Origin of the sequence: Fodinibius salsisoli (genome assembly GCF_026229185.1) — a bacterium.
GTDB lineage: Bacteria > Bacteroidota > Rhodothermia > Balneolales > Balneolaceae > Fodinibius > Fodinibius salsisoli.
The window spans coordinates 249,254-275,184 of sequence record NZ_JAGGJA010000002.1 but is presented as its reverse complement, the minus strand read 5'-3'; the positions used below and the strand labels follow the sequence as shown (position 1 = coordinate 275,184).

The window sequence follows — 25,931 nt, the reverse complement described above, 5'->3', positions numbered from 1 at the left end:
GTGAATCTTCCTGTTATTTTCTGTTCCAGAATACATAATCCTGATAAGTCAATCAATGTATGAATAATCAAATTTCCCTGCTTGCCCAAGCTGCTCAAAAGAAAAAGAAAATTATACTTGGATTGATGTCGGGCACCTCTATGGATGGACTCGATCTGGTACTGTGCCAGTTGACCGGAAAGGGTAAAGAAACGGAAATTTCTTTGTTGGAATTTGAAACCGTCGCCTATTCTGAGAAGCTGAAGGACCTATTACAGAAGGTTATCTCTGTGCCGCGGTGCAGCTTGGAAGATGTCTGCCTGATGCACACCTACCTGGGACATTTTACGGCTGAGATCATTTTGGATACACTGGAAGGATGGCGCATCAATCCTTCTGAAGTTGACTGTATAGCCAGCCACGGCCAGACGATCTATCATGCGCCGAAATCAAAACATCAACGGGCGGAGTTTCCACATGCAACTTTACAGATAGGTGACGGGGATCATATAGCACATAAAACGGGCATTTTGACGATCAGCGATTTTCGTCAGAAACATACCGCTGCTGGAGGGGAAGGGGCACCCATGGCGGCTTTAATTGACCAGCTCTTGTTCCGTGATTCTCATAAAGATCGAATATTACTCAACATTGGAGGAATTGCCAATTTCACCTATGTACCGGCTTCTTCTGCCTTGGATGCTATAAGTGCTGACACCGGGCCGGGGAATACCCTGCTGGATGCCGCAGCTCGCCGCCTGCTGGATAAACCGTTTGATGAAGGTGGAACCGAAGCACAAAAAGGAGTTGTGAATAAAGCCTTGCTGGAGGCGTTAAAAGCCAATCCTTATTTTGAGCAAGCAATGCCGAAAACAACGGGCCCAGAGTTATTTAACTGGAAGTATGTAGAACAGGCCCGTGACCAGGCCAATGTCAAAGCAATATCGGATAAGGATCTGTTAGCTACCCTGGTTGAATTAACGGCAGAAACAATTGCAGAGGCGATTAAAAAAGTGGATGCTTCGGATGAAATGGAAATACTAACGAGCGGGGGAGGGATTCATAATAACGCTTTGATGTATCGTTTGAAGCAACAGTTGCCAAAAGCAGCATTTGTTCCTTTTGGCGCGCAATACTTTAACCCGGATGCCAAAGAAGCCGTTTGCTTTGCCGTTTTGGCTAATGAGGCCCTTTCTGGAAAAGGATTCCAAATTGGTTTGAATGAAAAAAAGGAAAGAGTAAATTTTGGGAAAGTTTCTTTTCCAAAGTAAGCAAGCTTTTATTGTACATATCAGATTTGAGTGAGTTTTACTCCCGAGTTTTCTTAATTTCAAGAAGCGGGAACGGAGCTCCCTTGGAGCATAGCATTAAGCTCGAACTTGAATTAGATCTTATAGCTCATCCAGTGCCTGTAATATGCCCTGGTATTCTGTAATTAATTGCTGGCGAATGGGTTGTGACTTCTGGTGGATGGCACGCTGTTTTTCTACATACTCAAGCCGTCCTTCTTCGGTCTCAATCCTGATGGGTTCCAGGCCCTGTTCTCGCAAATCATAGGGACTGGCTTTCATATCCATTACTCTTGTTTGGACGGCCAGTTCAAAAGCTCGGCGAATAGTACTGCTGGAAATCCAGGGATACATCTTGAAGGACCATTTGTATAAATCCATATTGGTATGCAGGCAGCCGGGTTGTTCCATCTCATGGAAGTTATTCCGATTTAACTCGAACTTATTGTACGGTTTGGCCTCATCGGTAAAAAAGCGGAAAGCATCGAAATGGGTACAGACCAGCGGACGTGACTCCACAAATTCGGCAAGCTCGTCCATTTCCATGCGCAACGAAAGGTGATTATGACGAATACGGTCTGCTTTATAGACCATGGCCCATTCGTGCATGCCAAAACATCCGAATGAAGGTTTTCGATGCAGCGAATTTTCGAGTACCGTTAAAATCCACTGTAGTGCCGAAATACGATCATCAGGGAAGTGGGTTATGTCCAAAAAAGAATCCTCACCAATTGGTTCCATTTCATCAAACCGCCAGTCGTAGCTGCCGCCATCCTGCAAAAGCGTTCCCAAGCCCGGTGACCAGCGCTTGAGATGGGCCGGACGAAAAGCATAATATTCGAAAAGGAAATCCATCACCGGATCTTTCTGTTGTTGACTCCGGCGATCAAGATAATCATCAATCTGTTTGGCTATTAGCCGCTCGTGCTCATTTTTTTCTTGTTTCCACTCTTTAGCGCTGAGCTTTGTGGAAATGTAGCTTGGTATGGTAATGTTAGTCGTAATCATGGCTTCCTAAAATACCAAACTTTCGGTGGATTGATAAGTCTAAAATCGGTATGATAAACTTAATCTTTCATTAATAATTTTGCGTGGCTGAGATTACCAAACGGAACGTTCCCTGGCTTGTTCAGATTTGGCATTTTGTGCTTCATCTACGCCTTCACTACCAGTTTTTTATCTTGTCAGGTGCTTTTTTAATGGGTGGCCTGTTGAGTGATGATTTCGATACCAACTGGTTTATTGTCCAGTTTTTAAATATCCATCTCTTACTGTTTGGAGGCGCAACAGCCTATAATTCCTTTTGGGATCGGGATGAGGGACCGATTGGCGGGTTAAAAAATCCTCCCAAGATGCATCCCTGGATGTGGCTGGCTTCCCTATTTCTCCAAATGATAGGGCTGCTTGTGGCACTTCCGATGGGAACATTCTTTGTGGCCCTGTACGCCCTGAGTATGCTATTTTTTTGGCTGTATTCAAGTCCATGGACCCGCTGGAAAGGACGCCCGTTTAAGAGCTTAATTGCCATTGGTTTCAGTACAGGTTTTAATACGGTCTTAATGGGCTATATTGCAGCGGGACATGAACCGCTTGGTTTCTTTATCTGGATTGTTGCTGCTGGCGTTACCCTTATTTTACTCAGCTTATACCCCGTATCCCAGCTATACCAGCAGGAAGAAGATCAAAAGCGTGGCGACCGTACATTTGCCATTACATACGGTAAAACCATTGTCCTTTATTTCTTTGGAATGGCCTTCTTTAGCGGCGTATTATTGACTACCCTGGGAATCTGTTTACAGCATCTGAAGCTGGGATTATTATTTGGAATCACTGGAAGTGTGGTTGGAATGGTAATCAATAATAGGTTGAAAGCCTTGATTAAACGTAGCCAAAGTGATTACCAGAGCGTGATGTATATGAAATATGGAACTTCGCTGGCATTTGTATCATTTCTCATTGTCACCCTTATGCTTAAGCATAGCGGATCTATATTTTTTTCATCTATAGCTGAATGGTTACTTGGCTAAAGCTGTTAAAGCCTCCCAATATTCAAAAGACAAACTTAAATTTTCGAGAAAAATATTATGAGCCAGACGGCAGAACAACTTGTTACCCCAGAAATCATTGCTGATGCTATGAGCTATAGGGAATACCGGACCTTGATTGACGATTTGCTCGATCAGGGAAAGACAACAGGATCCAATCATTCAGAAGCAATGCTTAATTATACCAAAATGAATGTCCAGCGGATGCGGCGGCTGGATAAGCAGTTGGAGCTTACAAGTTCACTCAAAAAGCAGATTCAATCGGTGGATGAAGACTGGGTTTGGCTGGTGCTTACCGAAGCATGGTGTGGCGATGCAGCCCAAAATATTCCGGGAATTGCCAAGATGGCTGAACAGAATGACCATATCGAGTTGAAGTTTATCCTGAGGGATGAGCATCTGGATATTATGGATGAATACTTGACCAATGGGGGGCGTTCTATCCCCAAACTGATATGTTTTGATGCCGATACGTTGGAAGAGATCGGAACATGGGGACCACGCCCCGGTGAGTTTCAGCAGAAGGCGATGGAATGGAAAGATGATCCTGAAATCAGTAAAAAGGAATGGGCTAAAAAGCTGCACAAATGGTATGCGGATGATAAAGGGAAGACGTTACAGGCGGACTTTGAAACGTTGATTGCCCAGTGGAGTTGACGTCGTCCAGATAGCAGAGGCGTTGGGAAATATGTTGGAGCATTCTTAACGCCTCATTTTATCATTTGATGAGTGTCATTTTTTTGGACTCTATTTGAGTCTGTCCACCTGATTTTGCGATTATCCGAAAGATATAGACGCCACTTGCCAAATTGGAGAGGTCAATTTGTTGATTGTACGTTCCTGCATTAAAAGTCTGTTCGTGGATAGGGCTTTGAACTTTTTGACCGTTGATGGAATAAATAATCAGTGTGATTTCACTGTCCATAGCAACATCGAAAGAGATATTCGTGGTGCCTCTGAAGGGATTTGGGAAGTTTTGATTGAGTGAGAAACGGTTAGGTGGAAGAACTGTAAAAGGGATAGAGGGGGGAGCCGTATCGCCGACTTTAATACTTAATTGCACTTCATTATCTGGGGCATTGGGCAGCGTTGCATCCCGGGGAATTCGCAGGGTTAATTCTGATCCGTTGGTTTCGATCACTTCAGCAGGAGTTTCTTGCGTCTGGTCTTCAAAAGTATCGATCAGCATAACTTCATTGTCGGTCAATGTAGGGCTGAACGAAAAGTTCAAAGCCCTGATTACCACTTGCTCCCCGGGTTGCTTAGCATCCTCTCCCGAATCAAGCTGGATGGTGGGTAAATCTGGGATATTAATGATGCCTTCGAAATTGCCTGACAGCATGCCGCGACCGTGTGTGCCGGCCGCCACATCACCGTCGGATATTCGCATGGAAAGATGTTCCGTAACTACATTTCCGACAACATTTTGAGCCTCTTGTCCCCACTGGGTATTTGAACCATCAGGTGATTGTGTAGAGTATAAGCCTGTGCTGGTGGCCAGTAAATACAAGACACCCGCTTCTGCCGGTATGATTGTGGCGGCACGAAGTGAAGGCCCCGGGTTATTTTCGTTGCCAGTCAGATTGCCTTCCACCGCAGTCCAGTTTTCACCACCATCTGTTGTCCGATAAAGTCCAACGATATTGTAATTAGAGAGCACGACCAGAATTTCATTGATATTAGCCGGATTAACGGCAATATCTTTGATGTAGGCTCCGCTTAAAGAGGGTTCCGACGGCAAAGAGATATCGGTGATCTCACTCGAAGTCGTATGGGCGTTGCGAATGTGTTTTATAACAGGCTCCCGACTGGGCGAGTATCCACCTAAGAAGAGTACGTTGGCCGGTACAATAGAGGTTTCCAAAGTCGAAATAATATACCCATTTCCTACCGTTAGGTTTGGCAGCTCTTCCCATCCTTCGGAGGCTCCCGAGCTGGAATTGCTATTGGGAATATCACTCAGGCTTGTATTTCTCCAGAGATGATCATTTTCCGGATAATACATGATGTTGGCATCGTTTGGATCGATCTCATACGGATGAATAAACAACTGTCCATCGGCCTCAGAGGGATAGACATAAGCAAGTTGGGAAAAATCATTAGTCCATCGAAGAACCGTTCCATTTTGTTGAGAAACAAATAGGTTCTCCTCCGTAAAGAAGGAATAACCACCATCTCCCGAAGAGATATCGACTGTTGGCTCACTTTGCGGTTGCCCGGCCTGAAAGAGGGGAGTGCCATTATCCTGAGTACCGCCCATAATTCGGTTATCACCGGATGTCTCAGGCAAAGCTGAGGTGTAGAATTGTGAGGTTACGTAATTATCATCCCTGTTAACCCAAGCGACGGAGGAGGCTGAGACGTCGCTGGTATAGCTCAAACCACCGTCATGGCCAGACATCATAAGGTTGGGGTTATCAACAGGTTCTGGAAACACCACCCGATGTTGATCGGGGTGGTGTTTGGGATATTGGGCAAAGGTATTGCCTTTATTATAGCCGCCAATCCAAAATTCATTTTTTAGGCTGGTATTCGTCTCATCATAACCTCCCGCCGGCACCGAAGCAAAGCCATCCGTAGAGCGAAACAGATTCGTCCCCCCTACAAACACATAATCTTCGTCATCAGGTTTAACGGCAACGGTCATATTATATCCACCCTGCATTTCCATATATCCGGAGCCATCACCGCTGTTATCTCGAAAGTCTGGCAGATTCGCCGAGCGGTCCTCAGCTATGGGATTCGAAGGATCTGAAATATTGATTTTAAAAAAGCTTATCCCCTGATTGGTATTGTTGTTGGCTCCTTTAAGAGTGAGTACATATAAAATATCAGGATTGCTTGGAGCAAAGGTAAGGACACTCCTTCGGTGGGTTGTGGGAAAATCTTTCGGAGTAATATCGATCCATACAGATCCATCATTGGTAGAAATAAAAATGCCCGGAGTATGGTTCGTCGTATTTGGATTGGTGGATTGTTGATCATCGAAGGCCGCTTCTGAAATAACTGCACCTAACGTTCCATCTGAGGCTACGGCTACATCGGTAAAAAGCTGCTCTCCGGCCGTGCCCAGTATGGGACCTGAAAAAGTTTCACCATCTGTCGATTTATAAATGCCAAACCCTGTACTTGAGGCAAAAACGCTGCCGGTTGTAGGACTTACTATAATGCGACTGACCGTATTAAAAGGCGCCACCAGGCCACTGATATCAGAACTATTGGTCTGGGGCAAAAGAGACCAACTGTCCCCATTATCGGTAGATTTGTAAATACCTTCGCCATAATAGGCTGCCCCTGTGGCGCTGGCTGAGTTGCCGAGCACTTCGCCTGAAGCATAATACCAGGTATCCGGGTTTAAAGGATCCTGAGCCACAGACGTGACACTCAGGTTGGGCAGGTCGGGAGTTCTGAGCTGCCAGCTTAACCCACGATTTGTGGACTTCCACATTCCACCGGAAACTCCGCCCGCCAGCAAAATATCCGGATTGCGCTGATCGGCTGCTAAAGCACGAGTACGCCCGCCGAGGTCAAAGGGACCGGCCGAACTCCAGCTGTATTCAACCGCCTGAAAAGAAGGGTTCTTAGCCTTTGCCCGACTCCGAAGCTGTTGGATGGAAGGTAAGGAGCGAGCAAAGTCAAGTTCCCGGTTGCGTATGTTTTCAGGGATGGCGTTTGTGGCCGGATCTCGCATCAGCCGGAAGAAATAGTCTGCCCGTGCTTCCTTTTTCTCAATCCGATCCATTTTATCCAGTTCGGAAAGCTTAGCTTCATAGTTTTCATTCTTAGCCGATAAGAGGGATATATCCTTTGGAGAGGAGGAATGAAAATAGAAGAGGCCACCCAGAACAAGCAGTAGCGAAACTCCGGCAAGAATCAGTAAGCGTTTCGTAGCGTATTTATTCATAACGTTAAGGCGGTTAGTTTTTGATATCAACTAATGACCAGCCGGGCTTTTTGTCTTGACCGATGCTTTCAATATTGTGTTGTACGGTAACCTGGATGGTATCTCCTTCTTCAACGTTTTGGAATTGGTTAGCCATTAGAAGAATACTAAGCGTATCATTTGCGGGTATGGCTGGTGTTGAGGGGCCATACTGCTCTACGCTATGCACCTGAAGGCTAAGGCGCCCGGTAGATTCTTTTTGGTTGAAAAAGATCTCAGTTACTTCTGCTTGCAGTGTAGCTTGTCCCGGTGGTAACCCGGGTTCTGGATGGGCAATTATCGGAAGCGTATCAGGAGTGCTTGCATTTAGCTGTGAAAGAGAATCGGTAGTATAGTCTTGGGGCTGCTGCGGTTGCTCTTCTGACCCCTTGCAGCCATTAAACAAATATATCAACGATATGAGAACCGCAACGTATGTCACAGCAGTAGTTGATTTAATTTAAAAACAAGAGGCTCCAATATGTATTGACTTATTGGAGCCTTAAACGTTCATTCGTCCAGGGGAAGGACCTCTATCTTACGAAACTGTGTAGGATGGCTCTCCGCCTGTATAGAAATATATCCGTTATCAATAAGCAAATTGTCTCCGTCGACTAATCCTTTTGACCGCCCATCGTTTTTGTCATACTGGGGATCGGTGTAATCCATTACGGTTTCGCCGTTTACATAATGCTTTACAATGTCACTTCCACGTACCTCAACCTCAACGGTCACCCATTGATCGCCATGATAGGTTTTCGAATTGGAGTTGACACAGTGAGGAGTAAAAAGTTCCCCATCCATCACTACATTCGTTCCGGGAGTGCAGAGGTTGGCCGTAGAGCGTGGATCTTCGCCATTTCCGCCTAAAAGCTGAACTTCGATAGAGGTTGGGAAATCCTGATCCTTGGACATAGAGTTAGGATCCTGGCTATGTAACATTAATCCATTATTGCGGATGGCCCAACCCGGACCGTTGGGGGCTTGTTCGCCGATAAAGCGATATTCAGCACGAATCTTATAATTTGAAAATGCCCTTTCATTATAGAAAAGATGCCCGAATTCACCATCAAATTGATCCCACTCTTCGTAAGATACCGTCAAAAGACCATCCTCGACCCGAAAAGTATTATTGTAGTTCGTTCCCAGATCGTAGCCCGTAAACTTTGGAGTCCAGTTGTCTAAGTCTTTACCATTAAAGAGGGTAATCCATTCCGAATCGGAAGATTGGTTAGTTTCTTCTTCTGATGTTTGGCAGCCCATTAGTAATACTGACAAAACCAGTAGAGCGACTGAGAAGTGGGATTTAGAAAAGACGGTGTCGAATAAGTTGCTCATAGAATCTAATAATTTCGTTGAAGCGTATTGCTGGTTAGTTAAGATTATAGAATGTTAAATACAGGATTATCTTAAAAAGATACGCGTACATTCCGTTATATTATACCTATTACCGTTAATCATTAAAAAATATTTCTTCAGTAGTGGAACATTCCTCTTCATTCTATCGGCATGTAGCCCAAACCAGTGACGCTCCTATGGGATTGGAAATCGATCGGGCCGAGGGACCTTTTATCTACACAACAGATGGCAAGCGATATACGGATTTTATTTCTGGTATTGCAGTGAGTAGCCTGGGGCATCGCCATCCCAAGGTTATTGAGGCCATTGAGCAACAGCTGGATCGTCATCTGCATGTGATGGTTTATGGCGAATTTATTCAAGAACCACAGTCGGCCTATGCCCGGTTATTGACTGCCCAGTTGCCCGCATCATTAGATCGGGTATATTTCGTAAACAGCGGTACGGAAGCAAATGAAGGAGCCCTGAAATTGGCAAAAAAACATACAGGTCGTCATAAGTTTGTGGCTTTTAATCACGGTTATCACGGTGATACCCATGGTTCGCTTAGCGTTACCGGCCGTGATGTCTATCGCGACCCCTATAAGCCACTGCTGCCTAATATCCATTTTGGAAATTTTAATGACCCCAAAGCTCTTTCTCTCATCGATAGTGAAACGGCAGCTGTTATCATGGAGCCCATCCAGGGAGAGGGGGGCATTATTCCGGCTAACAGGCAATGGCTGCAACGGTTGCGTGAGCGTTGTAATGAAGTAGAGGCACTACTGATTTTTGATGAAATTCAGACCGGTTTCTACCGTACAGGCACTCTTTTTGCCTTCCAGTATTATGATGTTGTTCCGGATATACTGTGCCTGGCCAAAGCCATGGCAGGGGGAATGCCTATGGGCGCCTTTGCTTCGTCTTCTGATATCTTTGAATCATTTAAACATGATCCGCCCTTAAATCATGTAACAACATTTGGAGGGCATCCTGTTTCTTGTGCCGCTGCCCACGCCACGCTTCGTACCTTGCTGGATGGAGATTTTGGAACATCTGCAAAGAGTATTGAGCAGACGGTTCGTGAGGTGTTAGTTTCTGATGGTATTGTTGAGATTCGAGGGCGGGGAGCTATGCTGGGGATGGAGCTCAGAGATCGAGAGTTAACCCGCCAGGTCGTTGAAGACTGCCTGGAGAAAGGCATTATTTTGGGATGGACGCTTCATTCCAATACACTGGTCCGTCTGGCACCACCGCTTATCATAAAGGAAGAGCACCTGCGTCAAACACTGACTGAGATTAACAACAGCGTTGAAAAGTATAGTAAATAATTTTTTGAGAACATTTCTGTTTTATCAAAGTATGAACAGAATGAACGGCAATCAATAGATCCTCCTATGCTAAGACAATTTGCTACTTTTTCAATCGCTCTTTTGGCAGTAATGATGGTTATCAGCTCATGCAGTGATAGTTCTACAAATTCTACGGGAGGGAATCCACCAGCCGTACCACCGGAAACTTCAATGGCCATGGATTTTTCAAATTTTGATGCTCAAAGCAAGGCCCCAAATACTGCAGTTCAAGCAAAGAATAACTTTGGTCAGGCTGTAGTGCGTGCGGGGCTGCTAAAAGCTATTGTGGATATAAATCTGGCCCTTCCCCGGGCTTTTCTTAAGGCTGCCTCAGAATCGGATGTTCAATATAATGAAAATGGAGAATGGGAATGGGCATATAATACGTCAAAAGAAGAAAATGACTATGGTGTACGCCTGACGGCCGCCCGCGACCAGGCCGGAGATGCCAGTTGGAATTTTTATGTCACCAATTCCAACTTAGGATTGGAAGACGAGCTGTTCTTCAGTGGTGTTTCTATGGCTCAGGGCACAACGGGTAGTTGGTCGTATTACAGCCTGCTAGACGCCGAAGGTAAAGGAGAAAAAGTCTCTCAAATTACTTGGGCTGCCAATGCCGAAAATGATTTAAGTCTGCGTCTTGAGGTCGTATCCGATCGTAATGATAACTTGGGTGATTACATTGATTATACTTTCGAGGGCACTACGAAGACGGCCGTTTACTATGATGCCGGCAAAAATCAGGAAACAACATTAGAGTGGGATGTTGAAACCAAAGCCGGCTCTATTACTGCTCCGGGTTATAATAATGGAGATAAAGCTTGCTGGGACGAGAATTTTGAAGATATCCCCTGCTCCGAATAATATAAGCTCCTGTTTATCAGTTCTAATGCATGGCAGGGCCTATGAAATACTTCCTCGTCCGAACACTAATTGTGTGGTCGGGCGAGTTTATAGTGCCTAAGACCATTCTCCGGACGATACCGAGAATTCGGGACCCGACGAGTTTTGCAAAGGCATCTGGTAAAAAGTTTTGGGTGTATTAATATCGAACCTTTACCATTGCTCTTTTTCATAAATTAATTTAATCCTCCAATAGTCTATATGTTTAAGCGGTTTTCAATACTTCCCATAGTTATTTTGTTGAGTGTTTTATTATTTAACGCCTGTTCCGATGATCCTGCTTCATCGGTCAATCAAGAGCCCCCGGCTTTGCCCCCCATTTCGTCCCTGGAAATTGAATTTTCGACACTCCTGGGAGCAGAAGAGCCTCAAAAAGCAACAACGCAAGCTATTGACTATTACATCCAGGCTGTATATCGCGCAGGTTCTTTGGAAGGAATTGTTGAAAGCAATTTAGCAAAACCAAGAGCCCTTTTATCAGCTGCTGAAGATACGGTGGCGGAACTCAATGACGACCAGCAGTGGGAGTGGAGTTATCAAACCTCGGCGGATAGCATCCAGTATCAAGCTCGGCTCATTGGCCAGCGAATTACGGCAAATACTGTGAGCTGGTCCCTTTTCGTGAGCTCCGAATCAAGCACCTTGAATGACAAACTGTTTCTTAGCGGAACGGTGAGGCAAGACGGCAAGAGGGGGAACTGGACTATTAACAGCTTGAGCAGTACAGAGAGTAATAATACGCCACTGGCAGAGTTGAGCTGGGAATTTGACGAGCAGGAGGCAAACCAGATCAGATTAGACATTATATCAGGAAACGGGACACCGGGAAGTTACATCCAGTATACAACTGAAGCACCCTTAAAAACGGTTGAGTACCTTAACGCCGGAACTGCTGATACTACGATTACCCAGTGGAATGTAGATACCCGTGCGGGCTATTTGATTACTCCCGATGTAAATGAAGGGAACAAAGCCTGTTGGGATGAAACACTGGAAAATGTTAGCTGCAGTGAATAGGTAAGGTATATTGTTGCAGTAGCCTGGCTATTATTGTAGTGCATAATACTCCCTTATACGTTTAAAAGATGGCAACAGGGATTGGTATATTTAACCATCTCCAGTGGGCCTTTAGAATTAGGAAAAATAGTTGTTTTTCCTATCTTCATTATTTCATGCTTTTTCAATGCTGAGATTCATTTCTCAGCGTAACCGTTCATCACTAAATCCAGTGGACTAATGCATCTAACATTTCTTATCTTTTTCATGTTTGTAACCGGTTGTTCTGCAGCGGATAAAAGTTCGGATCAGAGCACCGACAATCCAGCTATTGATAACGCCTATCACATCGAAGAAGCTTTTCCTGAACTGGAGTTTACACGACCTGTTGACCTGCAGGATCCGGGCGACGGCAGTAATCGTCTTTTTGTGGTCGAGCAGCGAGGTATTATCTCTGTTTTCCCTAATGATCCACAGGTACAGGAAGTTACAACCTTTCTGGATATTGAAGAACGAGTAGACGATCGAAGCAATGAGGAAGGATTACTGGGGCTGGCATTCCATCCGGACTACCAGCAAAACGGCTATTTTTATGTTAATTATACGACGCCGGATTCCAAGACCCATATTTCTCGTTTTCAGGTTGCTCCCGACGATCCTGATAAAGCCGTAGCCTCTTCGGAGCAGGTGTTGCTTTCTTATGAACAGCCGTATGGCAATCACAATGGCGGAGGGGTAGCATTCGGCCCTGATGGGTATTTTTATATTGCTGTGGGTGATGGTGGTTCGGGTGGAGATCCACACGGACACGGCCAAAACAGGAAAACGCTGCTGTCTAACATTCTCCGTATTGATGTAGATAACCCGGATGATGGAAAGAAGTACGGAATTCCATCCGATAATCCTTTTGTAAATAACGATCAGGGTTATCGGGAGGAAATTTATGCCTACGGTTTGCGTAATGTGTGGCGATTTAGCTTTGATCCGGAGAACGGCCGACTGTGGGCTGGGGATGTCGGGCAAAATCGATTTGAGGAGATCGATATTGTCAAAAAGGGAGGCAACTATGGTTGGAATACGATGGAGGCGAAGCATTGCTTCAGCCCCAAAGAAAACTGCAATCAGTCGGGATTAGAACCTCCGGTATGGGAATACGATCGCAGCCAGGGTGATGTATCCGTAACCGGTGGATTTGTGTATCGCGGCCCCTCACACGCTGAGCTCCAGGGATTGTATATTTACGCCGATTATGTATCGGGACGCATTTGGGCACTGGATTACTCTGATATGGACAACCCGGTAAATACGGAAATCGTGGATGCCAATGTGGCTATTTCCTCCTTTGGAGTGGATGCAGATAATGAGCTATATCTCTGCGCTTTTGATGGAAATATATATAAGCTGTCATCAGAGTAGGATAGGATCAATTGAGAACAATTTTTTGGATATAGGGCTCGCAAGATGGCGAGTCCTTTTTGTATGTTGGGGAATGTGATGCATTTATTTTAGGTTAAGAAAAGTCAATGCTAATCAAAGAAAAACGGCATGAAAGAATCCGTCAATCCAGCTACCGGAGAGGTTATTGCATCTTACGATGAAATGAGCGAAGAGGAATTACATACTATTGCCCAAAATGCCAGGGAGGCACAGCAGAAATGGAAGAAACGCCCTTTTGATGAACGAGCATCCTTATTGCAGGCTGTGGCAGATAGGCTGGAAGAGCATAAAGATGAATATGCGGAGTTAATGGCTAAGGAGATGGGAAAGCCACTGCTACAGGGGATATCCGAAAGTGAAAAATGTGCGTGGGTGTGCCGTTACTATGCTGATAACGGGGAAGAGTTTCTCGATGATGAGCTTATCGAATCCGATGCACGGAAAAGTTATATCACCTACAATCCCTTAGGTACGGTACTGGCTATCATGCCATGGAATTTTCCATTCTGGCAGCTCTTCAGGTTTGCTGCCCCGGCCCTGATGGCAGGCAATGCGGCTATTCTCAAACATGCTTCCAACGTAACGGGCTGTGCGCTTGCTATTGAAGAATTATTGCATGAGGCTGGTATTCCGGAAAACCTTTTCCGAACGGTCATTGCAGGCAGTGAGCAGGCACAGAAGCTCATTAAGCATAAAGATATAGCAGCCGTTACGTTAACCGGAAGCACCCGTGCAGGCAAGGCTGTTGCGGGAACAGCTGGAAGTGAACTAAAAAAATCCGTCCTCGAGCTGGGAGGCAGTGACCCATATATCATCCTGGCAGATGCCGACATTGAGAAAGCGGCTGAGACCTGTGTCACTTCGCGTCTCATTAACAGCGGGCAGAGTTGTATTGCTGCCAAACGATTTATCGTTGTGGAAGATAACTTTCGCCCCTTTTTAGAGGCCGTGATTAGCAAAATGGAAGAGAAAAAGGCTGGAGATCCGTTTGAAGAGTCAACGGATATAGGTCCTATGGCTCGTGAAAGCCTGCGCAATGAGCTTCATCAGCAAGTACAAAAAAGCATTGATGCCGGTGCAAATTGTGTATTAGGAGGGGCGATCCCTGATCAGGAGGGAGCCTATTATCCTGCCACAATATTAACGAACGTTGGAGAAGGTATGCCAGCTTACCACGAGGAACTTTTTGGTCCCGTGGCTTCGGTAATTACGGTAGAAAATGAGAGGGATGCTATTACCGTTGCCAATAGTACAAACTATGGGCTTGGGGCGGCTATTTTCTCTGAGGATGTGACCCATGCCGAACGTATTGCGGCCCAAGAATTAGAGGCAGGCTGTTGTTTTGTTAATGATTTTGTGAAGTCGGATCCGCGGCTGCCTTTCGGTGGAATAAAAGAGTCCGGTTTTGGCCGTGAGCTTTCCCATGTAGGCATCCGGGAATTTGTCAATGTTAAAACGGTTTATTGCGCGTAGGCTTATGCAAGATTTTCGGTAGGTAAGGGTACCAGTATGATTTTTAAATCTTGGTTCTGATCAATGGCACAGGTTTAGTATCGGACAGCTTAACGTAGGGAGAGGTGTATCAAAAAAGTGTAAGGATTTTGGTGCTGAAGGGGCTTCCAAAAAATGATAAATTTTTTTGAGCTGATTTATCCTGTAGATACGTATTAACTAATAGAAGACCCCATTAACCAAAATAAGGAGACGTTATGAAACAACTAAGCTATGCTTTTTTAATTTTATTATTCACTATAAGCCTTTCAGGTTGCGGTGGAGACAATAGTACCGGCCCAGAGACAGAAGGAGATCCGCCCACAATTCCGGATTTAACAGAGGTAGCACAGCCTGACATTTCCTTCTTTGAAGAAAATAACCCTCAGGGCACAAAGGGCCGACAGATATTAAATGATGATTATTCCGCTTATTCTTCAGCACGGTTCAAAGCCATATTTGGAACATTCTTTGCTTCTCTCGGGCAGATATATATGGGTTACTTGAATCCGGCGTATAATGAAGCTGCCAATTTTGAGGATGGTACCTGGGAATGGTCATATAATTATTCTGCTGAAGGACAAAGTGTTTCGACGCGCTTTACAGCAGAACAGCAAGCAGGATCAACTAATTGGGCCATGTTTATTTCATTTGATGACGGCCAGGGTGGCGGTTTTGATAACTATAAAGTGATGGAAGGAAATACCACTGATGATGGAACCGAAGGCGAATGGACATTTTATGTACTTGATCAAAGCGGTGAAGCTGCAGCCTCTACAGAGTGGAATGCAACAAGTGATACCGAACGAACTTTAACCACTGAAATCTTTGACGATGGGGCTCTTGATGTGACCTTCACCTATGAACAAAATGGAGCCGATCATACCATGACGTTTACTGAGGCGGGTAACTCGGATACAGATACCGTTTTCTGGAATACTGACAGCCAGACCGGCTATGTTATGGAAGACGGAAGTAAACTATGCTGGGATGCTAACCTTATGAATACGACCTGCAGCTAATATTGAGTTTGTCCAGAGGCTAAGAGAGAGGAGGGATCCGGATTAAGTTCTGGATCCCTTTTTATTTTGGCAGATATTTCAAGGTCAGATGACACTATGTTGTCAGGAACTTTGTTCACATTATTGAAGCAACAAAGTTTGACCTGAATCCATCGATATGTCACAGAACAAACACAATCCGATTCGGGGGAGGGGAGCTTCCGATAATCCTGCCAACCGTTTTGAGGATGACTACCTCGACTACGATTTGGATGAAGAAACGGGCCAAAAACCATCGCAGGAAACCAAGCTTATTCGTGATGATACCAAGGAGATACTATCAAAAAATGATAGTCCGGATATCCCTTTTATTTACGGATTAAATCCTTATCGGGGCTGTGAACATGGTTGTATCTATTGTTATGCCCGGCCTACTCATGAATACCTGGGCTTTTCGGCCGGGCTTGATTTTGAGTCACGCATAATGGTTAAATATGATGCTCCTGAAAAACTACGCTCAAAATTTGCGAGCAAGCGTTGGAAGCCCACCGCTATTACGCTCAGCGGAGTAACGGATCCCTTTCAACCCGTGGAACGAGAGCTTGAAATAACCAGGAACTGCCTGAAGGTATTTGCCGAAGCACGGAATCCCGTGGGAATTATCACGAAGAACTATTTGGTTACCCGCGATATCGACCATCTTAGCGAGCTCGCCGAATATGATGCGGCCCATGTCACATTATCGGTTACCACTTTGGATAGGGATTTGGCCCGCGTAATGGAGCCGCGAACCTCTCAACCTTACAGAAGACTCCGGGCCATAGAAAAACTATCTGAGGCCGGGATCTCAGTAGGAGTAAACGTTGCTCCGATTATTCCGGGCCTTACCGATCATGAATGTGCGGACATCCTGAAAGCAGCCAAAGAGGCCGGCGCCTCGCATGCGGGCTATACGATTGTGCGTCTTCCATATGGCGTTAAAGACCTTTTCCAGGATTGGCTTGAACAATATTTCCCCGACAGAAAAGAGAAGATCCTTAACCGGATTAAAGATATGCGTGACGGAAAGCTGAATATTAGCGAGTTTGGAAAACGGTTCAGCGGGGATGGTGCTTTCTCAGACCAAATCCGAAAAATGTTTGCCATTCAAACTAAAAAACTGGGGCTCAATGAACATGATATTAAACTTTCTACAAAACATTTTAGACGTCCGGAAGAGGGACAGCTTCACCTTTTTTGAGGAGTACTGTTTGGTTGGTACCAGCACCAATCATTGTAATGACCATGCTCAACTTTACTACTCGGATGGCGGGGGTACCAATACGATAGTAAACTGGATGTCAGCATCCACGAAGGTATTGACTAATCAATAACGTCAACTTTATATCTGGTATCGACATTGAAATAAAAAAGCGTTGCTATTATTACGAATAATCCTTTGAGGGTGTAATATTTTAAACTCTAGGAAAATTAATTTGAAGTTGCTACTTCTGGTTTATGCAAACTTACGACTGCTAAAACCGTTGCACCGATTATCCAATAGTAGTAAGCATCCAAACCTTCAAACAAAAACACGAAAGGAGTTATCACAAACAGAATGCCTACAAGGGTATCTGCAAATAAATGTCCTTTGTAAGGGATAATTCGGTAAACACCCAATTGATGGTCCGTTAATAGTGTAAGAATAAGAGCTGCAATTCCTGTTCCAACCGATAGTTGCAAGGCAAGTGAGTTAGAATTTCCCAATCCCAGTACGAATGGTAATGCCATGAGTGCCACAGCTACCGGATAATCCAGATAGGAGTGTATTTTTTTGGTTACAAATTTCATATCTCAATAGTTTAAGCTTTAAAGTATTGTTCCTCAATAATTTGGCCGTTTTGCCAAACGGTTCGAAGAATCTCGTGCCATAAAATTTTGCTTCCGTCTTTCATATCAAAGTCAAACGTAAATTCAGCAAAAGAAACATCTCCACTCAATGAAGTGTGATGCAGGGTGATGTCATTCACTTTGGCAATACCACCTGCAAAACCTTGCATCTTGGATACCATTTCTGATTTGTCCTTTGTTATTGTACCATCAAAATCAATGGTTTTAGCATTAGGTGCGAAAAACTTTTCTGTGGCTTCTACGATTTGCCCTTTTTTTACCATCTCGTTTTTTGTTGAGAAGGTTTTATTTAATGATGGGTCCATTTTTTATCAGTTTTGAATTATCTGTCAATATTGACAAGAGAAAAATTCAACAATTCAAAAACAATAAATATGAAGTAGTTCAAGAAATAAAGTTGACCTGGTTTAACTTTTGTCGGTTCTATTATTTCTGATTCTGGACAAATATTCCGTTGTCATTCCCAGGTAGGAAGCTAATGCGTATTGTGGTACCCGCTGAACAAAGTTGGGGAAGTTTGATAAAAAACTCTCATAGCGTGCTTCTGCAGAATGGGTCAGGTTGAAAAGGATTCTTCGGTGTTCAAAGGCAAGTCCCTTTTCAGCCATTATTCTAAAAAATGTCTCAAACTTATGATTGGCTTTTTTAAGTTCTTGCTCTGTATTGTATTCAATTTGTAAGATCGTACTGTCTTCTAATGCAACTATGAAAAGAGTTGCGGGATGTTGGTATATGTAGCTATTAAAATCTGATATCCACCAATTTTCTATGGCAAATTGAAGGGTGTGTTCTTGTCCATCATTTGCTATTGCATAGCTTCTGAACGCTCCCTTTACTACAAATGACCGGTGCCTGTTGGTAAAATTAGGCTGCACAATGAATTGTCTCTTTTTTACTTTGACCTCTTCAAAGGCAGACACAAATTGTTCAGCTTCATCATCTTCTAATGAAACGAAGTTCTGTACATAATCTATTAATTGATTTTTACTCATTACTCAATTTTTGTGTACTATTGGTGTTTCAGCCTTGCAGGTAACGGGTTGAATAAAAAAAGTAGCGCAGTTAAAGCCCCATAACTTCAAAAACACTACTAAATTAAATCGAAGAGCCTACTTGCTGTTATTTTGTCTTGGCTAAAGTTAATTCCATGCAAATTAACTTTAGTATTTTATATCACCTATGATACAATACATTGTAAAAAAACGCACCTATTTCCGCGGGTTTATCAGTGCAACATCTTAAATAGATAGCAGGTATAGCCAACCGACTGTAGGCAACGAAGAGAGAAAATTATTCATAATTCGGAATATTCTTGCCCAGAGTATAATCCCTTCGGCCAACCCATATTCCGGATTCTTTCTTTAGCGACAAAATGCCGTTGCTTCCGCCTCTGGGCGATTTATTATTTCTCTCTTCATCCGAAAGTAGCGGATCGTCGTCAAAAAGATAGCTGCTGAGCCAATAATACTTACCGTTGGGTTCGAGAATAATTGGATGAATGTGTGCTGGGTTCTGACTGTAGGATCCGGGCTTAAATGTATAGAAGGTATATCGGCCATCAGTCCCGGTCTTTATCCATCCATGGATGTAGCCGTATCCCCGTTCCCAGCCTTTTGCATCACCACGGGTAGGGTAAATGCCCTCTCGATTGGTGTGATGAATAAACAGGATTACCCCTTCGGCGGGGGTCTCACCATCATTTTTATAGATGGTGCCGGTTATTTTTAGTTTGGGTTTATTCTCTTCAAATCCGGGCAGTGTGTCGGTTGCTGAAAGTTCTCCGTTTCCGAAGTCTAAAACAGCTTCACATCCCTCGCATGGTCCACCAACCAGTTCTGCATTCTGTATTGATTTTTCTTGTGCAAGCCCGAAATGAGAATGGAGAAGTACAAGTAATAAAGGAAGGATTGTTCTGAGAGTATACATGGGACAAAGGTTAATTTTTTCTTGTAACGAAATATGCTCTTCTTCCAAAATGTACACAATTCGGTGGGGCTGCGGGAAGTGAATTATATAAGCTGAGTTATTTATCGCATGAGGTGAGTAAGAATGCTACAGAAGGTCCCCCTTCAGCTGTTTCCTGTAGTTTCTGCTGAGCCGAAGCAACCGATCGTCATCCATTATTACATCGTAGTCACCATTGCCGCGGGATTTTAACTCTTTGATGTTATCCATATTTACAATGGTTGATCTATGAATGCGTTTAAAATTTTCAGGCAGGGTTTTAATGATATTTTTCAGGCTGTCGAGCACTATATATTTTTTATCGGTTGTATGAATGTCAAGATAGGCACCATCAGAGGCAATCCATTTGATATCGACAATGTCCACAATCTTGGAACTCTTGCCATTTTTAACTGTAATGGTTTTTGAGGCAATCTTTTGATCCGCTTTTCCCTGAGGTTTTATACGCCTAATTACAAAAGAAAATACTGATAACGAAAAGTAAATGGAGAGGGCGAGATAAAGGCGGGTCGATAGTTTTTCATAGATCAGGTACATCAGCGTAACTGGATCTTCATGGATGAGGTTTGAGATTCCAAAAAGAATAAAGGAAAATAAGATGAGATGAATTGATGTGATGAAAAGTATTAGTATCAGTTTAAAGACAAAGGGTTGTAAGCCCGGAAAGAATTTATCTGCTTTTGTAAAGCTGTAATTGAGGGCTAACGAAAGTGGAATGAACAACAACCAGAATAGCTTGTAGGATAAAGATTCTACAACGATGAAGGCGTTGCCGTTGAGTATCGCACTAATATAATCCTGACCAAATTCAAGGATGGCTATGAAAAACCAGAAACCACAAAACCAATAAACCTGTCTTCTTACCGTCTTGAAATTATCGGGCAAAAAGAAAGTTGTTAAGGAATTTGAGTCTTTGAGGCCCATGATCGGCTTGTAAATATCTTAACTATCCTTTTTATAATTATATCAATTAAACGGCAAATGAGCTAAGGCGTCAGCCAATATTCTGCGAACTAGTATAGGTGTAACTAAAAAAGATCTAAACCTTAAAGTCTGATAACTATTTTTGAGATCGATAGATGCCATCAAAGAGTGTTTCCCAGGTCGAGCCGCCGTCGGTAGATTGTTCATAAATTTGTCGGACGCTACCATCTTTTCGGGGAATAAATTCCATTCGTACCTTGGTTTGTGTGCCATCTCTGAGCGTGTTTATTCCTGAAAAATACATGTTACCGTCTTCTTGGTTCCCACGGTATCGGCTTACGTTACCTTGATTGTCGGTCCATATCTGTATCCACTCTTGCCGTTTAGGATCATAAAAGTTCATGCTTTTCCCGGCAAAACCGTTTTTCAAATTCCGGTAGTTCTCCAAAATCATACAGCCGTCAAGGGTTCGCTCAATATGGCTTACCGCAGTTTTCTCTCCATCCACGAAAACGTTCCACTCGCCTATCCAGAAATTAAATTGATTACGAACGGTATCGCTGCTGCATGAAAAATATGAGGAAGGACCAGCCGGTGCAGGGTCTATATTCCGGGATATTTCAGGATAGCTGCCAGCTTGTTCGCCTTTATCTTTTTGTGGTTGAGCCGAGAGCACCAGTGGAAAGATGATTATGCTCAGTAGCAGTCGTTGACAAAAGGTTAGTAGCCTGGGAATATGTAAATCCATATTTAGCGTCTTTTTAAGTTAGGTTCGATGATGGTTGATCATATCCGGTAACAACTTATGCCGTTAACATGGTTAATATCAGGTTAAATAAATTTCTTTGTATAGTAATTGTGGTGATAAGACAATAGTTGTGGCAGAATATTCAAGTAACCCTCAAAAAGGGCAGCGATCATTATTTTAAAGGTATGGTTCATTTTATATATTCAGGGAACTGAACAACAGAATTTTTTGTACCTTCTAACCAATTAATATTAACAAAGACTTTTTACCTATGTCTGAGACTCCTTCTACCATGATGGAACTTGGTACCCAAGCTCCTGACTTTAAGCTATTTGATACGGTTAATAACCAGTTGGTTTCGCTGCAGGATTTTGCCAATGCCAAAGGGTTATTGGTTGTTTTTATGTGTAACCACTGCCCCTATGTGCTTCATATATTGGATGAGTTCGTAGTTGCCGCACGCGACCTGCAACAAAAGGGAATTGGAGTCGTGACGATAAGCTCCAATGATGTTGAGAATTATCCCGATGACAGTCCGGTTAAAATGGCTGCCCTTGCCCGCGAAAAACAATTTTCGTTTCCATACCTGTATGACGGAAGCCAAGAAGTTGCCCAGGCATACCGGGCTGCCTGTACGCCAGATCTGTTTCTCTTCGATGAAAATGATAAGTTGGTTTATCGCGGTCAGTTTGATGATAGCCGTCCCGGGAATGATAAGCCGGTAAATGGCAATGATCTGCGAGAGGCTGTTGAATTGCTGCTGGATGGAAAGGTTAAAGATGAACAGAAGCCGAGCATGGGCTGTAATATCAAGTGGAAAAAGGGCAAAGCTCCCCAGTATGCCGGATAGTTCAGACAAGCAGGAACGTATCGAGCAAATTCGGCGCGATTTTGCCAGAGAAGAGCTTCTGGAGTCTGTCGTCCGGGATGATCCTATAAAACAGTTTGCAGAGTGGTTTGAACAGGCACTATCGTCCGATCTGCTTGATGCTAATGCCATGAGCTTATCAACAGCTACTGAAGAGGGCATCCCTTCTTCTCGTATTGTACTGCTCAAAGGCATTGATAAGCAGGGCTTCCGTTTTTATACCAATTATGAAAGCCGTAAAGGAAGAGAGCTACAGGAAAATCCCCATGCTGCGCTCTGCTTTTATTGGGCACCTCTCGAGCGGCAGGTGCGAATAGAAGGGAGGGTAGAAAAATTAAGCCAAGAAGAGTCGGAAGTCTATTTCCACCAGCGGCCGCGCCTGAGCCAGCTTGGAGCCTGGGCTTCAAAACAGAGTGCTGAAGTGGCGTCCCGATCAGAACTGGAAAAGCAATTTAGGGCTGTTAAAGAACGGTTCGAGGACAAGGAAATTCCATTGCCCGACTTTTGGGGCGGTTTTAGACTTAAACCACAGCGCATCGAATTTTGGCAGGGACGTACTGGACGGCTGCACGATCGCATATGTTATGAGAAGAAGGGCGACGACTGGAATATATTTAGACTTTCACCCTAATCATTATTTTGAAGTAAGTAATGGGAAAAAAGCTTGATCGATTTCAAGATATAGCGGCTTTTCAGAATGTTTCCGAGTATACCGATTTTCAATCGGGGGAAGTACAAAAGCCGAGGGGCAGATGGAATACCGATGTTTTCGAAAATGATCACCCTATAACGTTAGAGCTTGCCTGTGGAAAGGGAGAGTATACCCTGGAATTAAGCGATCGGTATCCGGAGAAGAACATTATAGGCATTGACATCAAGGGCGCCCGGATCTGGAAAGGAGCGAGTAAGGCGTTGAAGAAAAAGCGTGCCAATGTACATTTTTTAAGGACGTATATTGATCATCTGGATGAATACTTCGATCCCGGGGAAGTACATGATATTTGGATTACATTTCCCGATCCATATCCCAAAGGAAGTGATCGTAATAAGCGGCTTACCTCCCCAAAATTTTTGGCCATCTATCAAAAAGTATTGGTTCCGAATGGAAGAATTCGATTAAAAACGGATAGCAATCAGCTGTTTTCCTATACCCAATGGGCCGTTAAAGAAACAGGATGTAAAACATTGGATATCGTAGAAAATATCTATGATGAACGCCCTGATGACCCACTGCTTACCCACAAAACCTATTTTGAGAAAAAGCATTTAAAAAAAGGACGAACTATTTCGTATATCGAGTTTTCAGTGCCTGAAATTTTTAAGACACAATCGTGATACTTTTTAAAACGGCCTGTCCCGGTTATATCCACTTGGCCACATAGTTAAGCGATCCACAACCCCTCCGCCTTTTTTAATTTTTCTAAATGGTAACTTATAAATTTATTATCAATAAATTATCGTAACGAGCAGGTGATATAAAAGCTGCGTACATTGCAATATATCGTTTCTTTAATGCTATATGCAGCCACCGAAAAAAGATTATAATGGAGGTTCTATCTCTGAAAAAAAAGGCACTTAAGCTGTTGATGGTAGGGGGGATCTGGGGCATTGTCATCCTGTTAATCTCACTGATGACTCTATTCTCATTTTTTCAGGAGGGTACTCCTATAGGAGTCATTGATGCCATCATATTTGAATTTTGGTGCATTATCCCCTGGATTGTTTCCACACCCATACTCATCTGGTTAGCCCGAACCTATCGTTTCAAGAAGCAGACGCTATATACCAGCATGGGGATCCATTTAGTAGCAGCGGTCATCCTGTTTAGTTTACACTGCCTGGTACAAAGCTACACCGTTTCCCATTATTTTGATATAACATTTGGCTGGTCATATTTAAAAAGGGATTTTTTAGGATTTCTTGATATGAGGGTAATGCTTTATGCGGGCGTTTTATTAGTGGTTTATAGCATAGACTTTTACCGAAAAAATAAGGAGATCGAGCTTGAGGAACCTCTGCTAAAAGCCAAATTAAACAAAGCTAAATTTCATGCTATTTTAAATCAGGTACAGCCAGATTTTCTGCTTAACAGTATAGAATTGGTTAACAAAAGTTTGGATACAAGTAAGGAAGAAGCTGAAAAAGTTCTTACCGATTTTAGTGATCTATTGCGAATTATGTTAGCTAACATAGAGCGAGAACAAGTGACCATCCGGGAAGATTTAAGATCTTATTTTCTTTATGCCAGTCTACTGCAAAAAAGGTTGGGGCATGATATCCAAATTAAAACGAATATTGACCAAGAATGCTTTGACGACCTGATACCCCCGTTTTTAGTACTCATTCCCTTATTGGAAGAGGTTGCACGAACCATAAAGCATACTGCTGGTACTATTACCGAAATAAGTTATAATGCATACCAGTTGGGAGATGAGGTTCAGTTAGAGGCGGTGATTAAAGGGAAAGGTATATTAGCAGGACCGATGGCCGATTTATTGCAAGTAACAGGTATAACGGAGGTCATGGGTCGGCTGGAAAAGGAATATGGAAAAGAAGTTCAACTTACAACCAAGGGGCTGAGTAATGAAATTCGTGTATCGGTAATATTGCCTTTAAAAAAAGTGCAGAATGATTATGAGACGATGTTTTTGACCAACGCTAACGGATTATAAATAATGAAGCTGGCGAAGATTTATCAAAAATTAAAAGAAGAACGGCTCCTGTTGGGCTTAGCCGTTGTTGTCTGGCTTTTTTTGTTTCTAACCACTATTAGTAAAACGTATCTCTTTTATCTAAGAAACGATCTGGAACTGGAAATAGGCTATATTGTTTTACGTTCGTTCCTTATATGGGGTGGCCTTGCAGCCTTTGCCCCTTTGATCATTATATTGGTCAATAAATTTCCTTTGAAAGGGAGGTTTTACAAACACATTGGCGTGCATCTTTTTTTTAGTCTTCTTTTGGTACCGGTGCATGCCGTACTATTTCGGCTCGTTATTACAATGGTCTACCAGAAGGTAGAATGGAGCTTGACGAGTTTCATGGAATCTGTGCCGGTGATTATGAACTGGCTAGGCATGGTAGATCCTTTTGGATATTGGTTAATTATTGGAGCCTACTATTCCAGGAGATATTATGAGCGCTATAGAGAACGGCAGCTCAGGAATGCCCATTTGGAGGCAGAACTTGCCTCCATACGCCTGCACATTCTAAAGGTCCAGCTACATCCTCATTTCTTATTTAATACACTTCATAGTATCAATTCGCTAATTTATGAAGCACCAACTAAAGCCAGAAGGGTACTGAAATTACTCAAACGTTTTTTAAGAACCTCAATTAACCGAGTAGATGATCAGCAGGTACCGCTGGTGGACGAACTTGAATTTACCGGCACTTATCTTGAGATTGAGAAAACCCGGTTCAGCGATCGTTTACATATAGAAAAGGAAATTGATGAGGATACGCTCCATGGATTGGTGCCCAGTTTCTTACTGCAACCATTAGTTGAAAATGCCGTAAAACACGGTATATCTCATAAGATGCAGCCGGGGAAGATTCGGATTTCAGCCCAAAAACAGAATGGATTGCTGAGTATAGCTGTTGAAGACGATGGTCCGGGGTTGGAAAATTCAGTTAACGTCGATGGTATCGGGCTTGAAAATATTAAACAGCGATTAAACCAACTGTATCACAATTCAACGTTCGAGCTCATGGACTCCCCACTCGGAGGCTTAAAAGTGTATATCGAATTTCCGTTCAAAAAAAATGAGAAATAACCGATAG

25 protein-coding genes are annotated in these 25,931 nt (G+C 43.4%); 15 read left to right on the top strand and 10 right to left on the bottom strand.

What is annotated here, in order from left to right; translation table 11 throughout:
• Window positions 1-59: 59 nt before the first annotated feature.
• A complete protein-coding gene (locus tag J6I44_RS04000; protein ID WP_265764699.1) occupies window positions 60-1,250 on the top strand; it encodes an anhydro-N-acetylmuramic acid kinase in 1,191 nt (396 codons plus the stop codon).
• A 120-nt stretch (window positions 1,251-1,370) separates the two neighbouring features.
• Here J6I44_RS04000 and J6I44_RS03995 read toward each other — a convergent pair whose 3' ends face one another.
• A complete protein-coding gene (locus J6I44_RS03995; protein WP_265764698.1) occupies window positions 1,371-2,276 on the bottom strand; it encodes a 3-methyladenine DNA glycosylase in 906 nt (301 codons plus the stop codon).
• A gap of 83 nt (window positions 2,277-2,359) precedes the next feature.
• Here J6I44_RS03995 and J6I44_RS03990 point away from each other — a divergent pair, with 83 nt between their 5' ends.
• On the top strand, window positions 2,360-3,295 hold the full coding sequence (locus J6I44_RS03990) for a UbiA family prenyltransferase (RefSeq protein ID WP_265764697.1): 936 nt from the start codon (window positions 2,360-2,362) through the stop codon (window positions 3,293-3,295).
• Window positions 3,296-3,352: 57 nt separating this feature from the next.
• A complete protein-coding gene (locus J6I44_RS03985; protein ID WP_265764696.1) occupies window positions 3,353-3,970 on the top strand; it encodes a thioredoxin family protein in 618 nt (205 codons plus the stop codon).
• 61 nt (window positions 3,971-4,031) lie between these two features.
• Here the strand turns inward: J6I44_RS03985 and J6I44_RS03980 are convergent, their stop codons facing one another.
• The 3 genes from J6I44_RS03980 to J6I44_RS03970 form a co-directional block, all read right to left on the bottom strand.
• Entirely contained in the window at window positions 4,032-7,217 is a 3,186-nt protein-coding gene (locus tag J6I44_RS03980; protein WP_265764695.1) for a T9SS type A sorting domain-containing protein, read from the bottom strand.
• A gap of 13 nt (window positions 7,218-7,230) precedes the next feature.
• Window positions 7,231-7,677 (bottom strand): hypothetical protein, encoded by a 447-nt coding sequence (locus tag J6I44_RS03975; RefSeq protein WP_265764694.1) that lies wholly within the window; start codon window positions 7,675-7,677, stop codon window positions 7,231-7,233.
• A 68-nt stretch (window positions 7,678-7,745) separates the two neighbouring features.
• Window positions 7,746-8,573, bottom strand: coding sequence for a 3-keto-disaccharide hydrolase (locus J6I44_RS03970; protein ID WP_265764693.1), 828 nt, complete (start codon window positions 8,571-8,573; stop codon window positions 7,746-7,748).
• Window positions 8,574-8,716: 143 nt separating this feature from the next.
• Between J6I44_RS03970 and J6I44_RS03965 the strand changes: the two genes are divergently transcribed.
• From J6I44_RS03965 to J6I44_RS03935, 7 genes are all read left to right on the top strand, one after another.
• On the top strand, window positions 8,717-9,904 hold the full coding sequence (locus J6I44_RS03965; RefSeq protein ID WP_265764692.1) for an aspartate aminotransferase family protein: 1,188 nt from the start codon (window positions 8,717-8,719) through the stop codon (window positions 9,902-9,904).
• 66 nt (window positions 9,905-9,970) lie between these two features.
• Entirely contained in the window at window positions 9,971-10,789 is an 819-nt protein-coding gene (locus J6I44_RS03960) for a hypothetical protein (RefSeq protein ID WP_265764691.1), read from the top strand.
• A 279-nt stretch (window positions 10,790-11,068) separates the two neighbouring features.
• Window positions 11,069-11,845, top strand: coding sequence for a hypothetical protein (locus J6I44_RS03955; RefSeq protein WP_265764690.1), 777 nt, complete (start codon window positions 11,069-11,071; stop codon window positions 11,843-11,845).
• A 219-nt stretch (window positions 11,846-12,064) separates the two neighbouring features.
• A complete protein-coding gene (locus tag J6I44_RS03950; protein WP_265764689.1) occupies window positions 12,065-13,240 on the top strand; it encodes a PQQ-dependent sugar dehydrogenase in 1,176 nt (391 codons plus the stop codon).
• 129 nt (window positions 13,241-13,369) lie between these two features.
• Window positions 13,370-14,734 (top strand): NAD-dependent succinate-semialdehyde dehydrogenase, encoded by a 1,365-nt coding sequence (locus J6I44_RS03945; RefSeq protein ID WP_265764688.1) that lies wholly within the window; start codon window positions 13,370-13,372, stop codon window positions 14,732-14,734.
• A 236-nt stretch (window positions 14,735-14,970) separates the two neighbouring features.
• The gene (locus J6I44_RS03940; protein WP_265764687.1) at window positions 14,971-15,774 is read left to right on the top strand and encodes a hypothetical protein; all 804 of its coding nucleotides are present in this window, start codon (window positions 14,971-14,973) and stop codon (window positions 15,772-15,774) included.
• Between the two features lie 157 nt (window positions 15,775-15,931).
• Complete coding sequence (locus J6I44_RS03935) at window positions 15,932-16,993, top strand: PA0069 family radical SAM protein (protein WP_265764685.1); 1,062 nt, start codon at window positions 15,932-15,934, stop codon at window positions 16,991-16,993.
• A 230-nt stretch (window positions 16,994-17,223) separates the two neighbouring features.
• Here J6I44_RS03935 and J6I44_RS03930 read toward each other — a convergent pair whose 3' ends face one another.
• From J6I44_RS03930 to J6I44_RS03905, 6 genes are all read right to left on the bottom strand, one after another.
• Entirely contained in the window at window positions 17,224-17,583 is a 360-nt protein-coding gene (locus tag J6I44_RS03930) for an SPW repeat domain-containing protein (RefSeq protein ID WP_265764684.1), read from the bottom strand.
• 11 nt (window positions 17,584-17,594) lie between these two features.
• Window positions 17,595-17,948 carry a hypothetical protein gene (locus J6I44_RS03925; protein WP_265764683.1) on the bottom strand — a complete coding sequence of 118 codons (354 nt, stop codon included), beginning with the start codon at window positions 17,946-17,948 and terminating at the stop codon, window positions 17,595-17,597.
• A gap of 102 nt (window positions 17,949-18,050) precedes the next feature.
• Entirely contained in the window at window positions 18,051-18,635 is a 585-nt protein-coding gene (locus J6I44_RS03920; protein ID WP_265764682.1) for a Crp/Fnr family transcriptional regulator, read from the bottom strand.
• A 298-nt stretch (window positions 18,636-18,933) separates the two neighbouring features.
• Window positions 18,934-19,569, bottom strand: a complete 636-nt coding sequence (locus J6I44_RS03915) for a peptidase associated/transthyretin-like domain-containing protein (protein ID WP_265764681.1) — start codon at window positions 19,567-19,569, stop codon at window positions 18,934-18,936.
• Between the two features lie 126 nt (window positions 19,570-19,695).
• Window positions 19,696-20,493, bottom strand: coding sequence for a LytR/AlgR family response regulator transcription factor (locus J6I44_RS03910; protein WP_265764680.1), 798 nt, complete (start codon window positions 20,491-20,493; stop codon window positions 19,696-19,698).
• A 175-nt stretch (window positions 20,494-20,668) separates the two neighbouring features.
• A complete protein-coding gene (locus tag J6I44_RS03905; protein ID WP_265764679.1) occupies window positions 20,669-21,280 on the bottom strand; it encodes a hypothetical protein in 612 nt (203 codons plus the stop codon).
• A 271-nt stretch (window positions 21,281-21,551) separates the two neighbouring features.
• Between J6I44_RS03905 and J6I44_RS03900 the strand changes: the two genes are divergently transcribed.
• From J6I44_RS03900 to J6I44_RS03880, 5 genes are all read left to right on the top strand, one after another.
• Window positions 21,552-22,130, top strand: a complete 579-nt coding sequence (locus J6I44_RS03900) for a thioredoxin family protein (RefSeq protein ID WP_265764678.1) — start codon at window positions 21,552-21,554, stop codon at window positions 22,128-22,130.
• Window positions 22,120-22,779, top strand: a complete 660-nt coding sequence (pdxH, locus tag J6I44_RS03895; protein WP_265764677.1) for a pyridoxamine 5'-phosphate oxidase — start codon at window positions 22,120-22,122, stop codon at window positions 22,777-22,779. The genes J6I44_RS03900 and pdxH overlap by 11 nt, the downstream gene beginning before the upstream one ends.
• Window positions 22,780-22,799: 20 nt before the next feature.
• Window positions 22,800-23,483, top strand: coding sequence for a tRNA (guanosine(46)-N7)-methyltransferase TrmB (gene trmB, locus J6I44_RS03890; protein ID WP_265764676.1), 684 nt, complete (start codon window positions 22,800-22,802; stop codon window positions 23,481-23,483).
• 209 nt (window positions 23,484-23,692) lie between these two features.
• The gene (locus tag J6I44_RS03885; RefSeq protein WP_265764675.1) at window positions 23,693-24,820 is read left to right on the top strand and encodes a sensor histidine kinase; all 1,128 of its coding nucleotides are present in this window, start codon (window positions 23,693-23,695) and stop codon (window positions 24,818-24,820) included.
• Window positions 24,821-24,823: 3 nt separating this feature from the next.
• Complete coding sequence (locus tag J6I44_RS03880) at window positions 24,824-25,924, top strand: sensor histidine kinase (protein WP_265764674.1); 1,101 nt, start codon at window positions 24,824-24,826, stop codon at window positions 25,922-25,924.
• Window positions 25,925-25,931: the final 7 nt, after the last annotated feature.

Excerpts from the sequence above, each read along its gene's own strand:
- J6I44_RS04000 (WP_265764699.1), top strand. The coding sequence starts at position 60 with ATGAATAATCAAATTTCCCTGCTTGCCCAAGCTGCTCAAAAGAAAAAG.
- J6I44_RS03995 (WP_265764698.1), bottom strand. The coding sequence starts at position 2,276 with ATGATTACGACTAACATTACCATACCAAGCTACATTTCCACAAAGCTC.
- J6I44_RS03985 (WP_265764696.1), top strand. The coding sequence starts at position 3,353 with ATGAGCCAGACGGCAGAACAACTTGTTACCCCAGAAATCATTGCTGAT.
- J6I44_RS03980 (WP_265764695.1), bottom strand. The coding sequence starts at position 7,217 with ATGAATAAATACGCTACGAAACGCTTACTGATTCTTGCCGGAGTTTCG.
- J6I44_RS03970 (WP_265764693.1), bottom strand. The coding sequence starts at position 8,573 with ATGAGCAACTTATTCGACACCGTCTTTTCTAAATCCCACTTCTCAGTC.
- J6I44_RS03960 (WP_265764691.1), top strand. The coding sequence starts at position 9,971 with ATGCTAAGACAATTTGCTACTTTTTCAATCGCTCTTTTGGCAGTAATG.
- J6I44_RS03950 (WP_265764689.1), top strand. The coding sequence starts at position 12,065 with ATGCATCTAACATTTCTTATCTTTTTCATGTTTGTAACCGGTTGTTCT.
- J6I44_RS03945 (WP_265764688.1), top strand. The coding sequence starts at position 13,370 with ATGAAAGAATCCGTCAATCCAGCTACCGGAGAGGTTATTGCATCTTAC.
- J6I44_RS03940 (WP_265764687.1), top strand. The coding sequence starts at position 14,971 with ATGAAACAACTAAGCTATGCTTTTTTAATTTTATTATTCACTATAAGC.
- J6I44_RS03935 (WP_265764685.1), top strand. The coding sequence starts at position 15,932 with ATGTCACAGAACAAACACAATCCGATTCGGGGGAGGGGAGCTTCCGAT.
- J6I44_RS03930 (WP_265764684.1), bottom strand. The coding sequence starts at position 17,583 with ATGAAATTTGTAACCAAAAAAATACACTCCTATCTGGATTATCCGGTA.
- J6I44_RS03925 (WP_265764683.1), bottom strand. The coding sequence starts at position 17,948 with ATGGACCCATCATTAAATAAAACCTTCTCAACAAAAAACGAGATGGTA.
- J6I44_RS03920 (WP_265764682.1), bottom strand. The coding sequence starts at position 18,635 with ATGAGTAAAAATCAATTAATAGATTATGTACAGAACTTCGTTTCATTA.
- J6I44_RS03915 (WP_265764681.1), bottom strand. The coding sequence starts at position 19,569 with ATGTATACTCTCAGAACAATCCTTCCTTTATTACTTGTACTTCTCCAT.
- J6I44_RS03905 (WP_265764679.1), bottom strand. The coding sequence starts at position 21,280 with ATGGATTTACATATTCCCAGGCTACTAACCTTTTGTCAACGACTGCTA.
- J6I44_RS03900 (WP_265764678.1), top strand. The coding sequence starts at position 21,552 with ATGTCTGAGACTCCTTCTACCATGATGGAACTTGGTACCCAAGCTCCT.
- pdxH (WP_265764677.1), top strand. The coding sequence starts at position 22,120 with ATGCCGGATAGTTCAGACAAGCAGGAACGTATCGAGCAAATTCGGCGC.
- trmB (WP_265764676.1), top strand. The coding sequence starts at position 22,800 with ATGGGAAAAAAGCTTGATCGATTTCAAGATATAGCGGCTTTTCAGAAT.
- J6I44_RS03885 (WP_265764675.1), top strand. The coding sequence starts at position 23,693 with ATGGAGGTTCTATCTCTGAAAAAAAAGGCACTTAAGCTGTTGATGGTA.
- J6I44_RS03880 (WP_265764674.1), top strand. The coding sequence starts at position 24,824 with ATGAAGCTGGCGAAGATTTATCAAAAATTAAAAGAAGAACGGCTCCTG.